At 64.5% G+C, this 13025-nt stretch carries 14 protein-coding genes and 1 riboswitch; of the genes, 9 read left to right on the forward strand and 5 right to left on the reverse strand.

Going from position 1 to position 13025, the window contains the following annotated elements; translation table 11 throughout:
* The first annotated feature begins 45 nt into the window (after positions 1-45).
* From ribH to GIB19_RS13705, 8 genes are all read left to right on the forward strand, one after another.
* The gene (gene ribH, locus GIB19_RS13670) at positions 46-522 is read left to right on the forward strand and encodes a 6,7-dimethyl-8-ribityllumazine synthase (RefSeq protein WP_003255395.1); all 477 of its coding nucleotides are present in this window, start codon (positions 46-48) and stop codon (positions 520-522) included.
* On the forward strand, positions 519-1019 hold the full coding sequence (gene nusB / locus GIB19_RS13675; protein WP_099428217.1) for a transcription antitermination factor NusB: 501 nt from the start codon (positions 519-521) through the stop codon (positions 1017-1019). Before ribH ends, nusB begins: the two co-directional genes overlap by 4 nt.
* An 18-nt stretch (positions 1020-1037) precedes the next feature.
* Entirely contained in the window at positions 1038-2006 is a 969-nt protein-coding gene (gene thiL / locus GIB19_RS13680; RefSeq protein WP_274886830.1) for a thiamine-phosphate kinase, read from the forward strand.
* A complete protein-coding gene (locus tag GIB19_RS13685) occupies positions 2003-2506 on the forward strand; it encodes a phosphatidylglycerophosphatase A family protein (RefSeq protein WP_027594910.1) in 504 nt (167 codons plus the stop codon). The genes thiL and GIB19_RS13685 overlap by 4 nt, the downstream gene beginning before the upstream one ends.
* Before the next feature lie 16 nt (positions 2507-2522).
* On the forward strand, positions 2523-3266 hold the full coding sequence (locus tag GIB19_RS13690) for a substrate-binding periplasmic protein (protein ID WP_265970083.1): 744 nt from the start codon (positions 2523-2525) through the stop codon (positions 3264-3266).
* 217 nt (positions 3267-3483) lie between these two features.
* Positions 3484-4101 carry a GTP cyclohydrolase II gene (gene ribA, locus GIB19_RS13695; protein WP_027594912.1) on the forward strand — a complete coding sequence of 206 codons (618 nt, stop codon included), beginning with the start codon at positions 3484-3486 and terminating at the stop codon, positions 4099-4101.
* Positions 4098-4517, forward strand: a complete 420-nt coding sequence (locus GIB19_RS13700; RefSeq protein ID WP_252826562.1) for an MFS transporter — start codon at positions 4098-4100, stop codon at positions 4515-4517. Before ribA ends, GIB19_RS13700 begins: the two co-directional genes overlap by 4 nt.
* Positions 4517-5329 carry a cobalamin-binding protein gene (locus GIB19_RS13705; RefSeq protein WP_274886832.1) on the forward strand — a complete coding sequence of 271 codons (813 nt, stop codon included), beginning with the start codon at positions 4517-4519 and terminating at the stop codon, positions 5327-5329. Before GIB19_RS13700 ends, GIB19_RS13705 begins: the two co-directional genes overlap by 1 nt.
* Here GIB19_RS13705 and GIB19_RS13710 read toward each other — a convergent pair.
* From GIB19_RS13710 to ribB, 5 genes are all read right to left on the reverse strand, one after another.
* Positions 5307-7181 (reverse strand): TonB-dependent receptor domain-containing protein, encoded by a 1875-nt coding sequence (locus GIB19_RS13710; RefSeq protein WP_274886833.1) that lies wholly within the window; start codon positions 7179-7181, stop codon positions 5307-5309. The two genes, GIB19_RS13705 and GIB19_RS13710, sit on opposite strands and share 23 nt — an antisense overlap.
* Before the next feature lie 122 nt (positions 7182-7303).
* The gene (dxs, locus tag GIB19_RS13715; protein WP_238212975.1) at positions 7304-9199 is read right to left on the reverse strand and encodes a 1-deoxy-D-xylulose-5-phosphate synthase; all 1896 of its coding nucleotides are present in this window, start codon (positions 9197-9199) and stop codon (positions 7304-7306) included.
* A gap of 183 nt (positions 9200-9382) precedes the next feature.
* Positions 9383-10270, reverse strand: a complete 888-nt coding sequence (gene ispA, locus GIB19_RS13720) for a (2E,6E)-farnesyl diphosphate synthase (protein ID WP_027594917.1) — start codon at positions 10268-10270, stop codon at positions 9383-9385.
* A complete protein-coding gene (locus tag GIB19_RS13725) occupies positions 10267-10509 on the reverse strand; it encodes an exodeoxyribonuclease VII small subunit (protein ID WP_027594918.1) in 243 nt (80 codons plus the stop codon). The genes ispA and GIB19_RS13725 overlap by 4 nt, the downstream gene beginning before the upstream one ends.
* 329 nt (positions 10510-10838) lie before the next feature.
* Complete coding sequence (gene ribB / locus GIB19_RS13730) at positions 10839-11489, reverse strand: 3,4-dihydroxy-2-butanone-4-phosphate synthase (protein ID WP_027594919.1); 651 nt, start codon at positions 11487-11489, stop codon at positions 10839-10841.
* Positions 11490-11569: 80 nt separating this feature from the next.
* A riboswitch (FMN riboswitch) is annotated at positions 11570-11711 on the reverse strand.
* A gap of 95 nt (positions 11712-11806) precedes the next feature.
* On the opposite strand from ribB, the gene GIB19_RS13735 reads away from it, so the two are divergent.
* Complete coding sequence (locus tag GIB19_RS13735) at positions 11807-13021, forward strand: RtcB family protein (RefSeq protein WP_265970090.1); 1215 nt, start codon at positions 11807-11809, stop codon at positions 13019-13021.
* The last annotated feature ends 4 nt before the right edge of the window (positions 13022-13025 follow it).

Below are 13025 nucleotides of genomic sequence, written 5' to 3' on the forward strand. Positions count from 1 at the left end.
AGGCCGCCAGCGAGCGGCCTCGCTCTTGAAGATGAGAACATCGGAATGACCCTGAAGACCATCGAAGGTACCTTCATCGCCCCCAAAGGTCGCTATGCTTTGGTGGTTGGCCGCTTCAACAGCTTCGTCGTCGAAAGCCTGGTAAGCGGTGCCGTTGATGCCCTGGTACGCCACGGTGTCAGCGAAAGCGACATCACCATCATCCGTGCCCCGGGCGCGTTCGAAATCCCGCTGGTGGCACAGAAGGTCGCCCAGCAAGGCGCGTACGACGCGATCATCGCCCTGGGCGCCGTGATCCGCGGTGGTACCCCGCACTTCGAATACGTGGCGGGCGAATGCACCAAGGGCCTGGCCCAGGTGTCCATGGAGTTCGGTGTTCCGGTGGCCTTCGGCGTTCTGACCGTCGACTCCATCGAGCAGGCCATCGAGCGTTCCGGCACCAAAGCCGGCAACAAAGGTGCTGAAGCTGCCCTGTCCGCTCTGGAAATGGTCAGTCTGCTGGCGCAGTTGGAGGCCAAGTGATTAGCGACGAAAGCGATCGTTTCAACCCGCGCGATCCAAAACCTGCGGATGCCGGCAAGCCCTCGAAGAGCGCCAAGCGCCGCGAAGCCCGCAAGCTCGCGACTCAGGCGCTGTACCAGTGGCACATGGCGCGTCAGTCGGTGAACGAGATCGAAGCGCAGTTCCGGGTCGATAACGATTTCACCGATGTCGATGGCGCCTACTTCCGCGAAATCCTGCATGGGGTTCCGACCAAGAAGGACGAGATCGACGCGGCCCTGAAGCCTTGCCTGGCGCTCGCGCTGGAAGAGCTCGACCCGGTTGAACTGGCTGTGCTGCGGTTGTCCACCTGGGAACTGATGATGCGCGCCGATGTGCCGTACCGTGTCGTGATCAACGAAGGTGTCGAGCTGGCCAAGGTCTTCGGTGCCACCGACGGCCACAAGTTCGTCAACGGCGTGCTGGACAAGCTCGCCCCTTCGCTGCGCGAAGCGGAAGTCAAGGCGAATAAGCGCTGATCCCGGCGCTGGCGGACCATGGGTGAGTTCGAGCTGATCAGCCATTACTTTGCCGCCGCGCCCTGTGCGCAAGGCGGTGAAGGCGTGGCCCTGGGCATCGGTGATGACTGCGCGCTGCTGGATTTGCCTGTTGGCGAGCAACTGGCGGTGTCCACCGACACCCTGGTGGCCGGCGTGCATTTCCCTGCGGTCTGCGACCCTCTGCTGCTCGGCCAGCGCTCGCTGGCCGTGGCGGCCAGTGACCTGGCGGCGATGGGCGCTACCCCCATCGGCTTCACCCTTGCCCTGACCCTGCCCGAGGTCAGCGCCGACTGGCTGCAAGCCTACGCTGACGGCCTCAACCGTATGGCCCGGCAGTGCCAGTTGAGCCTGATTGGCGGTGATACCACCCGTGGCCCCTTGAGCATCACCCTGACCGTGTTCGGCCGCGTGCCGGCCGGGCAGGCGTTGCGCCGTGGCGGTGCCCGCCCGGGTGACCTGCTGTGTGTGGGCGGTGAACTGGGTAACGCTGCGGGCGCCTTGCCGCTGGTCCTGGGCGAGCGCCATGCCGATGCTGCCCTTGCCCAGCCGTTGCTCGACCACTACTGGTCGCCCTCGCCGCAATTCACCTTGGGCCAGCTGTTGCGCGGGCGTGCTACGGCCGCACTGGATATTTCCGACGGCCTGCTGGCCGACTGCGGGCATATCGCCAAGGCGTCCCGCGTGGCGCTCGAGGTGAACCTGGACCAGGTGCCGGTGTCATCCGCTTTGCAGGGCTTCCTCGGTCATGAGGCTGCCGTGCAGGCTGCCTTGACCGGGGGTGACGACTATGTGCTGGCGTTCACCTTGCCGCCGGCTCAGCTTTCATCCCTGCAGGCCCAAGGCCTGGCGACGTTCCATGTCATCGGGCGGGTGCTCGAAGGCCAGGGCGTCAGCCTGCGTGACGGGCAGGGCCAGGACATCACCCCGCGGCAACGCGGCTATCAACATTTTAGGGAGACACCGTGACCGATCACCCCAATCAGGTGCCTGCGGAGTTCGTTCCGCCCTCGGTCTGGCGCAACCCCTGGCACTTCATCGCCTTCGGCTTCGGTTCCGGCACCTTGCCCAAGGCACCGGGCACCTGGGGTTCGCTGGTGGCCATACCCTTCATTCCGCTGTGGCAGATGTTGCCGGATTGGGGCTATTGGTTGCTGCTGGGCATTACCATGCTGTTTGGCTTCTGGCTGTGCGGCAAGGTCGCCAATGACTTGCGCGTTCACGATCATGAAGGCATTGTTTGGGACGAGATGGTCGGCATGTGGATCACCCTCTGGCTGGTGCCAGAAGGCTGGCAATGGTTGCTGGCAGGGTTCCTGATGTTCCGTTTCTTCGACATCCTCAAGCCGTGGCCGATTCGCTGGATCGACCGCCATGTGCATGGAGGGGTCGGGATCATGCTCGACGATATCCTGGCCGGCGTGTTCGCTTGGCTGGGCATGCAAGTTCTGGTGTGGGCGGTTGCCTGAGGCAGGGAGCGCGTGAATGGCCATAAGGACTGTGCTGTTGGCAATGCTGCTGGGTTGTGCTCCCTGGGTGGGAGCGGCCGAAGGTGTGCCAAAGCAGGTCCATCTGGTCAGCGAAGAATGGCTCGACTACACCAACGCCAACGGTACCGGGGTCGCCTGGGATGTGCTGCGCAAGGTGTTCGAGCCGGCCGGGGTCAAGGTCGTTACGCAGAGCGCGCCCTACAGCCGTGCAGTGGGGCTGGTAAAGCGGGGCGAAGCTGATGCCTGGGTAGGCTCCTACAAGGGCGAGAGCGAGGATAATCTCTACCCGCGCTGGCACTTCGACATGGACCACATCTATGCCTTGGGGCTTGCCAGCAAGCCGGTACCTACGCCGAGCACGGTTGGCCAGTATCGCCTGGCTTGGGTGCGTGGCTACGACTACGCCAGCTACTTGCCCAATGCCCATGACTACCGCGAAATTCAGCGCCGTGAAGGCATTTTGCCGATGCTCGAGCACGACCGTGTGGACTTCTACATCGATGCGCTGACCGAGGTCGACTACGTGCTTGGCCAGGCGTCGGAGCCTGCACGCTTTCGTAAAAGCCACGTCGCCGAACTGCCGTTGTACCTGGCATTCGCCAATAACGATGAGGCCAAGGCACTGCTGGAGCTGTTCGACAAGCGCATGGCCGAGCTGGTGCGCAGTGGTGAGTTGAAGCCGATTTTCGAACACTGGAAGCAGCCGTATCCCTTCACTGCCGACAGCAAGCCGCTGTAGGAGCAGCCTTGTGCTGCGAAGAGGCCGGTGACAAGCGCAACGGTCGGTGGTGTTGCAGCGGGCCTCTTCGCAGCACAAGGCTGCTCCTACAGGGGGTGCGGAAAAATAAGCATCGAACTTTTCGATCTTAAACCGCGGTATTCAGCCAGCGCACTGGCGCCGACCTGCTGATACAATCGCCCCACGAGAAATTTACTACTTATTTCAGGAGCACAACGTGCCCGTCGTCTTTGTTGCCGCCTCTAAACTCCCGACCCCGTTCGCGACTTTCACCATGCATGGCTTCCTCGAAGAAGCCACCGGCCGTGAGCACGTGGTGCTCAGCCTGGGTGATATCGCTGACGGTGAACCGGTGTTGGGGCGCCTGCACTCCGAGTGCCTGACCGGCGATGCCCTGTTCAGCCAGCGCTGCGACTGCGGTTCGCAACTGGAAGCCGCCCTGCAGGCCATCGCACGTGAAGGCCGTGGTGTGCTGTTGTACCTGCGTCAGGAAGGCCGTGGCATCGGCCTGTTGAACAAGATCCGCGCCTATGAGCTGCAGGACGGTGGTGCCGACACCGTCGAAGCCAACGAGCGTCTGGGCTTCGCTGCCGACCAGCGTGACTACGCCATCTGCCTGCCGATGCTCGAACACTTGGGTGTGAAATCCCTGCGCCTGATGACCAACAACCCGCGCAAGGTCAAGGCACTGACCGACATGAACATCGTCGTCGCCGAGCGCGTGCCGCTGCACACCGGCCATAACCCGCACAACCGCTACTACCTGGCGACCAAAGCCGGCAAGCTCGGCCACATGCTGGGCAACGAACACCAGGGCGAGGTGCCCCAGGCGTGACCCGCGCCGAGGTCAAGCGGCGCCTGGCACTGGCCTGGTGGCAATACCTGGCGGTGGGCCTGGTGCCGCTGCCGGTGATGGCCTGGGCGTTTGGTGGCGGTGATGCGTTGATTCCGGTGCTGGCCATGCCACTGTTCATCGCGGGTGCGGCGACCATGTTCCTTAGCCTGCCGCGCTTCGGTGCCTACAAGCGTGCGCTGATCGCGACCTCCAAGGTGCTCGGCAGCACCGAAGAGCCGGCAGCCTGGATCACCCTGGCGCGGGTGCGGCGCATCGCCATGCTGTATGCCTGCTTCCCCGCCTGGGTTGCCGCGCTGTCGGTGCTGGTGGGGCTAGAGGCCGTGCCGCAAATCCTTTTGGCGCTGTCCACCGTGGTGGTGCTCTACCTGTACCGCATCCCACGTCAGCTGGGCTGATGCGCAGCCTTCTCTGGCTGCTGGCGCTGTGCGCCTGTAGCGCCAGCGCCGGCGAGCCGCTACGGGTGGTCAGCCTGGCGCCTTCGATGACCGAAATCATGCTTGAGCTGCACGCCGATGACCTATTGGTCGGCGTGCTCGACGGCGGTGATCGCCCGCCAGCATTGCGTGAGGTGCCTTCGGTCGGCCGCCAAGGCCAACTGAACATGGAGCGTCTGCTCAGCTTGCAGCCTGACTTGTTGCTGCTCTGGCCCGGCAGTGTGGCGCCAGCACAGCGTGACCAGCTCAAGCGCCTGGGCATCACCACCCTCAGCGCCGAACCCCACGACATCGACCAGTTGATCGATCAAATCGAGGCCATCGCCCAGCGCGTCGGCCGCGAAGGGCAGGGCCAGCAATACGCCCAGGCCCTGCGTGACAGGCTGCGGCAACTGCGTCAGCAGTATCGCCGTGAGCAGCCGCTGCGCGTGTTCTACCAAGTCTGGGATCAGCCCTTGTACACCCTGGGTGGCAGGCAGGTGGTCAGCGACGCGCTGGCCGTATGTGGCGCGCGTAATGTGTTCGCCGACCTCAACCAGCCAGCCCCTCAGGTGAGCGTGGAGTCTGTACTGCTGCAAGACCCGCAGGTGATTCTGGCGGGCGATCAGGCGCAGTTGGACAGCTGGAGGGCCTGGCCACGCCTGCGTGCAGTGGCCGATGAGCGCTTGCTGGTCGTGCCCGACAAAGGGCTGGAACGGCCCAGTGGGCAGATGATCGAGGCCACTGCCCGCTTATGCGCGTTGCTCGAAGCTAAAGCGCCGGCGTCCAGGTGACGCTGAACAGCACGGTGCGGCCTTCTTCACGGTAGCTGTGGCTGGCGCCTTCATAGCTGTACAGGGCGCGGCTGTGGGTGTGGTCCAGCAAGTTGTCCAGCTTCGCTTCCAGTTTCAGTTCATCCGTTGCCGCCCAGCTACCGCGCAGGCCGAGCAGGCCAAAGCCGGCGAGCCGGTTGCGGTTGGCTTCATCATCGTAGCTGGCGCTGACGGCTTGCCAGCTCCCGCCCACGCTGAACCGCCCAAATGCGCGGTCCAGGTCCAGGCTCACGGTACGGCGAGCGCGGCGGGCGAGGGTATGGCCACTGTCGCGGTCGCGCGGGTCGATCAGCGCCAGGCCGAGCTGGCTGCGCCATGCGCCCCATTGCTGGTCGAGGGATAACTCAACGCCGTTGATGCGAGCCGAGGCGACGTTGCGCGGGATCGAGTCCTGGCCAAAGATGATCGCGTCGCGTAGGTCGGTGCGGTACAGCGACGTCTCCAGGCGGCTGTCCGAGGTGAGCTGGCTGCGCCATTGCAGTTCGTAGCTTTTGGAGTGCTCTGGGCTCAGGTCTGGGTTGCTGAATTCTGGGTAATACAGGTCGTTGAACGTCGGCGCTCGGAAGCCTTCGCTGTAGGACAGCAGCACATCGTTGGACGCGTTCACGGGTACGGTAAGGCTACCGCTCCAGGTGGTCTGGCCACCGAACTGCTGGTTCTGGTCGCGGCGCACGCCCAGCTCGGTTGAAAACCGCTCACCCCGGTACCGATGTTGAACGAAGGCCGCCCGGTTCCAGCGGCTGTCTTCGGTGAAGTCAGTGCTGCCGTGCACGCGGTCTTCGTACCAATCCCCGCCGATCAGCAGCGTGTGCTGGTCGTTCAAGGCCAGGTCGTTTTGCCAGGTGAGTTGATCACGATAGGTGTTGAACACGAAGCGCTCATCGCTAAGCTTGTCGCGCTTGTCGTCACGGTTTTCGCCGTGGGCAAGTTCCAGGCGCGAATGCCAGCTGTCGTTGAGCTGGGCATCGAAGTAGGTGCCCAGGCTGCTGACGCTGAAATCGGTGTAGGGCTTTTGCCCGAAGCTTTCGAAGGTGACCGGGTTGAAGCCACCGAACGGGTTGTCGTATTCACTGCGCCCATGGCTGTCGAGCAGGTTGAGGCCGGCCTCGAAGCGTTCGCCGAAGGTGTGGCTGAGGCTCAGGTTGAATGACCTGTTGCGGTACGCATCGTGATCCCCATCGCTGGCAAAGGACGGGCCGGTGGCGTCGATGCCGGCAGTTTCGTCCAGGCTGGCGCCCAGGTTGAAGCGGGTGGCGCCGTTGCCACCGGCCAGGCCCAGGCTGCGTTGGAAGGTCTGGTTGCTGCCGGCGGCCAGGCGCAGGCGCGGTTGCAGGCCAGGGCCGCTGCTGCGCCGGGTGAAGATCTGAATCACGCCGCCAATGGCATCGCTGCCGTAGATCGCCGAGCGGGAGCCGCGCAGTACTTCGACACGCTCGATCTGGTCGACGTCGAGAAATTGCAGGCCGCTGTCGCCGGAGGTGGCGTTGGCGATGCGCACGCCATCGACCAGTACCAGGCTTTGCGCTGCCTTGGTGCCGCGGATGAAGATACCGGGCAGGCTGCCGCGCCCCCCCGTGGGAGCGACTTGCACGCCGGGGACGCGGGCTAGCAGGTCGGTGACGCTGGTGGGTTGCAGGCGGTCGATGTCGGTGCGGGTGAAGACGGTGTTGGCGGCGCTGGTGGCGGTGCGCGACTCGACTTGGCGGTTGGCGCTGATCAGCACATCGGGGAGTTTCAGGGCGTCGTCGCGTTCAGCGGCTAGAAGCGGCAGCGGCAGGCACAGGAGGGTGGCGGTGAAGCTCGGGATTTTCATGGGCATTACCATTTTGCGAGGGCTGCGCCCTCGATCGCGACGCAAGGCCGCTCCTACAGGGCCAGCGCAATCCTGTAGGAGCGGCCTTGTGTCGCGAAAGGGCCGCAAAGCGGCCCCAAAGGTTACAAGCCGAGCTTGGCCATACGCGCTGTAACCGAAGCCTCGATGCCAGCAGCATCCAGCCCACACTCAGCCAGCATCTGCGCCGGCTTGGCATGCTCGACATAAATGTCCGGCAAGCCCAAGTGCAGCAGTGGCTTGACCAGGGCCTGGCTAGCCAGGAACTCACCCACGGCAGCCCCTGCACCGCCCATGATGGCGTTTTCTTCGATAGTCACCAGCAGTTCATGGCTGCCCGCCAATTCGAGTACCAGTGCCTCGTCCAGCGGCTTGACGAAGCGCATGTCGACCACGGTTGCATTGATCTGCTCGGCAACCTGCAAGGCTTCGCTCAGTTGCACGCCAAATACCAGCAGGGCGACTTTCTCACCCTGGCGGCGGATGACGCCCTTGCCGATTTCCAGGGGCGTAAGGTCACCACTGATCGGTGCGTTGGGGCCGGTGCCGCGCGGGTAGCGCACTGCCGCCGGGCCGTTGTACAGGTGGCCGGTGGTGAGCATCTTGCGCAGTTCGTTCTCGTCGCTCGGGGTCATCACCAGCATGCCGGGGATGCAGCGCAGGTACGACAAGTCGTAGCTGCCGGCGTGGGTCGGGCCGTCTTCACCCACCAGGCCGGCGCGGTCGATGGCGAACAGCACATCGAGGTTCTGTACCGCCACGTCGTGGATCAGCTGGTCATAGGCGCGCTGCAGGAACGTCGAATAGATCGCCACCACCGGCTTGCTGCCTTCGCAGGCCATGCCGGCGGCCAGGGTGACCGCGTGCTGCTCGGCAATCGCCACGTCGAAGTAGCGCTCCGGGTAGCGTTCGCTGAAGTCGACCAGGTCGGAGCCTTCCTTCATCGCTGGGGTAATGCCAACCAGGCGATTGTCGCTGGCGGCCATGTCGCACAGCCACTGGCCGAACACGGCGGAGTACTTGGGCCCACTGGGTTTTTTCGGCGCGGCGGGCTTGTCGGCGGGCTCGAGCTTGGTGATGGCGTGGTAGCCGATCGGGTCGACCTCGGCCGGGGCGAAGCCTTTGCCCTTCTTGGTCACCACGTGCAGGAACTGCGGGCCTTTGAGGTCACGCATGTTGCGCAGGGTGGCGATCATGGTCGGCAGGTCGTGGCCGTCGATCGGGCCGATGTAGTTCCAGCCCAGTTCTTCGAACAGGGTGCCGGGGACCAGCATGCCTTTGGCATATTCCTCGGTGCGACGTGCGATTTCCCACGCGCCTGGCAGGCGCGAAAGCACCTTCTTGCTGCCCTCGCGCATGCTCGCGTAGGTGCGGCTGGAGAGAATCTTGGCCAGGTAATTGGACAGGCCGCCGACATTGCGCGAAATCGACATGTCGTTGTCGTTGAGGATCACCAGCATGTCGGCGTTGACTTCCTGGGCGTGGTTCAACGCCTCGAAGGCCATGCCGGCGGTCAGGGCACCGTCGCCGATCACCGCGATCGACTTGCGTGCGCTGTTCTGCAGGCGGGCGGCGATGGCCATGCCCAGCGCTGCACTGATCGAGGTGCTGGAGTGGCCGACGCCAAAGGTGTCGTACTCGCTCTCGCTACGGCGCGGGAAGGCGGCGATGCCGTCCTTCTGGCGCAGGCTGAGCATGCGCTGGCGGCGGCCGGTGAGGATCTTGTGCGGGTAGGCCTGGTGGCCGACGTCCCACACCAGCCGGTCGTCCGGGGTGTCGAAGACGTAGTGCAGGGCGATCGTCAGCTCGATCACGCCCAGGCCGGCGCCAAAATGCCCACCGGTCTGTCCCACGGTGTAGAGCAGTTCCTGGCGCAACTCGTCGGCCAGGGTCTCCAGGTCGGCTTCGGCCAGCCGGCGCAGGCCGGCAGGCGTGTCAGCGCGGTCGAGCAACGGCGTGACCGGGCGTTCGCGGGGGATCTCTTGAAACGTCGTGGGCATCAGGCGAGTCGTTATAGGTGTGAAGACGCGGCAGTTTACCCCATTGTGGGAAAAGTGCCCATTGAGAGGGGGTAGCACGGGGCTGCTTTGCAGCCCATCGCCGGCAAGCCAGCTCCCACACGTTCAGCGTTTTGCTGTGGGAGCCGGCTTGCCGGCGATGGGCCGCATGGCGGCCCCGTTGAATCAGTTGCGGCGTTCGACGATGTAGCGCGCCAGCGCCCGCAGCGGCTCGGCAGTTTCACCAAACCCTTGCAATGCGGCCAGCGCCTGGTCGCGCAGTTCGATTGCATAGGCCTTGGCGGCCTCCAGGCCAAGCAGCGCCGGGTAGGTCGGTTTGTCTCGGGCGATGTCGGCACCCTGGCGTTTGCCAAGGGTGGCGGTGTCGCTTTCTACGTCGAGGATGTCGTCCTGCACCTGAAACGCCAGGCCAATGGCCTGAGCGTAGGTCTGCAAGGCATCCAGTTGCGCCGGCTCGGCGCGGGCGCTGGCCAGGGCGCCCAGGCGCACGCTGGCTTCGATCAGCGCGCCGGTCTTGTGCCGGTGCATGAATTCCAGCGCCTGCTGGTCCAGCTTGATGCCCACCGAGCCCAGGTCGATGGCCTGGCCCCCCACCATGCCCGCCGGGCCGGCAGCCTTGGCCAGGGCCTGGACCATGGCCAGGCGAAGGGCGTCGGACTGTGGGCTCAGGCGCGGGTCGAGCAGGGCGCTGAAGGCCAGGCTCTGCAGGCCGTCACCGGCGAGGATGGCGCAGGCTTCGTCGAAGGCTTTGTGGGTGGTCGGTTGGCCGCGACGCAGGTCGTCGTCATCCATCGCCGGCAGGTCGTCATGCACCAGCGAATACGCGTGGATCAGTTCGACCGCGCACGCTGCACCGTTGGCCTGTTCGGCAGGTGCACCCAGGGCTTCGCAGGCCGCGTAGGCGAGCAGCGGGCGTACACGCTTGCCGCCGTTCATCACGCTGTAGCGCATGGCGGCGTAGAGGCGCTCGAGTTCTTTGGTAGGTGCTTGAAACAGCGGTTCGAGGGCGGCGTCGACGCGGGCCTGGCAGTTGGCCTGGTAGGTGCTGATCATGCTTCCGGCTCCGCGTCGAAGGGCTGGGCTGCCAGCTCACCGTCGCGTTCCAGAAGGATTTGCACTTTCTGCTCAGCCTGGGCCAGTGCGCCCTGGCAATCGCGGGTCAGGGCGATGCCTTGCTCGAAGGCGGCCAGCGAATCTTCCAGCGACAACTCGCCGTTCTCCAGGCGCTCGACCAGGGCTTGCAGGTCTGCGAGGGATTGCTCGAAATCGAGGGAGGCTTTTTTGCGGGCCATGGCGACTGTCTCGGTGGCGTTCTGAACGGCGCGACACTAGCAGAGCGGGGCAGGGGGAGCAAACTTGTGTGGGGGAGGGCTATGAGGTCGGGCGTGATAGTTGTTGCGCATTCGAGATCGAGCGCCGCCCGCGCGGCGCTTCGCAGCACAAGGCTGCTCCTACATCTGGTTTGGGCCAGTCATGCCTGTGATAAAGGCGATCACGCGCGTTTGTCGCAGGAATAATTGGCCTAAAAAAATGTAGGAGCAGCCTTGTGCTGCGAAGCGCCGCGCTGGCGGCGCCCGATGTGCGCGCCGCCATCTTCCTCAAGCCAAGCGCCTTTAAGCCATCAAGCCGTAGCCGCTTCGCGCTCCACCATCGCCTCGCGGTACCGCGCCAGCTCTTCAATGGTCAGCACCGGCATATTGTACTGCCGCGCATACACCGCCACCTGCTCCCCACGCGCCATGCTGCCGTCGGGGTTCATCAACTCGCACAGCACCGCTGCCGGCCGCAGCCCGGCCAGGCGCGCCAGGTCGACCGAACCTTCGGTATGGCCGCGGCGGGTCAGCACACCACCATTGCGCGCGCGCAGCGGGAACACATGCCCAGGGCTGACGATATGCCGTTGCTCGGCGGTCGAGCTGAGCGCCGCAGCGATGGTGGTGACACGGTCTTGCGCCGAAACGCCGGTGGTGATGCCGTCCGCCGCCTCGATGGTGACGGTGAACCCGGTGCCATGGCGCGCCTGATTGTTCTGCACCATCGGCGCCAGTTGCAGGGCGTCCACGGTCGCTTCGTCCAGGCACAGGCAAACGATGCCGCTGCAGTCACGAATCATCATGGCCATAGTTTGCAACGAGATGTTTTCGGCGGCGGCAATGATGTCCGCTTCGTCCTCGCGGTCATCGTCGTCCAGCAGCAGTACGGGGCGCCCGGCCTGAAAAGCGGCGATGGCGGCAGAAATGTTGGGGTATTGCTTTTGCAGCATAGGGGACATGAAACGCTCCTCGTAAATGATCGATGAACGTCTCGGGGCGAACAAAACGCGCGCGCAGGGGCGCCCGAATGGCCCCTGCCTGACGCCTTCTTTCATCCGGACTATGACCGTCGGCTCTGGAGTCTCACCAGATCTGCTGACCCCCGGCATGGCCGGGGCGCTCGCGGGCTCATCTTTCGATTTACCGCCGGTGGGGACTTACACCCCGCCCTGAAGACCCGGCAAGCATACCCCACAGAGCCACCCTGCTGGCAACCCGCCTGGCTAAGACCTTAGGCGAGCATCGGCGGTATCATGGCAGGCATGTTCTATTCGGAATCGACAGCATGGACATTCTCCAGGTCGCCGGCGGCAAGCCGATCAAGTTGTGGACCGACGGCGTGCCGATCGAAGACGAAGCGCGCCAGCAGTTGCTGAACACGGCCAAATTGCCGTTCATCTTCAAGCACCTGGCCGTGATGCCGGATGTGCACCTGGGCAAGGGCTCGACCATCGGCAGCGTGATCCCCACCGTTGGCGCGATCATCCCCGCCGCCGTTGGCGTGGACATCGGCTGCGGCATGATCGCCGCGCGGACTTCGCTGCACGCCCGCGACCTGCCCGACAACCTGCACGGTTTGCGCACGGCGATCGAGCAGGCCGTGCCCCATGGCAAGACCTTCGGCCGCCACGACCAAGGCGCCTGGGACAACGTGCCAGCCAAGGCTGACAAACGCTGGGGCACGCTGGCCACGCGCTTCAAGGCCATCACCGACAAGTACCCGCGGCTGGAGAAAACCAATAACCGGCATCACCTGGGCACCCTGGGCGGCGGCAATCACTTCATCGAGGTTTGCCTGGATGAGGCCGACCGCGTGTGGTTCATGTTGCACAGCGGCTCGCGTGGCGTTGGCAATGCCATCGGCAACCTGTTCATCGAATTGGCCCATGCCGACATGCGCCAGCACCTGGCCAACCTGCCGGACAAGGACCTGGCGTACTTCGAGGAAGGCAGCCGCCACTTTGCCGACTACGTCGAAGCGGTTGAGTGGGCGCAGGACTTTGCCCGGCAGAACCGCGAACTGATGATGCTGGCAGTGGTTGCCGCGACCCGTAGGGTGCTTGGCCGGCCGTTCGAGGCCAGCCTGGAGGCGGTGAACTGCCACCACAACTATGTGCAGCGCGAACAGCATTTCGGGCGCGAAGTGCTGGTGACGCGCAAGGGCGCGGTGTCGGCGCAGAAAGGGCAGTTGGGCATCATCCCCGGTTCGATGGGGGCAAAGAGTTTCATCGTGCGCGGGTTGGGCAACGAAGAGGCGTTCTGCTCTTGCAGCCATGGGGCCGGGCGGGTGATGAGCCGAACCCGGGCCAAGAGCCGCTTTACTGTGGAAGACCAGCGACGGGCCACTGCGCATGTGGAGTGCCGCAAGGACAAGGCGGTGATCGATGAGATACCGATGGCCTACAAGGACATCGATGCGGTGATGCGTGCGCAGCGCGACCTGGTGGAGGTGGTGCACACGCTGCGCCAGGTGGTGTGTGTGAAGGGGTGACCGG

This window comes from Pseudomonas sp. ITEM 17296 (assembly GCF_028895205.1).
Lineage (GTDB): Bacteria > Pseudomonadota > Gammaproteobacteria > Pseudomonadales > Pseudomonadaceae > Aquipseudomonas > Aquipseudomonas kermanshahensis.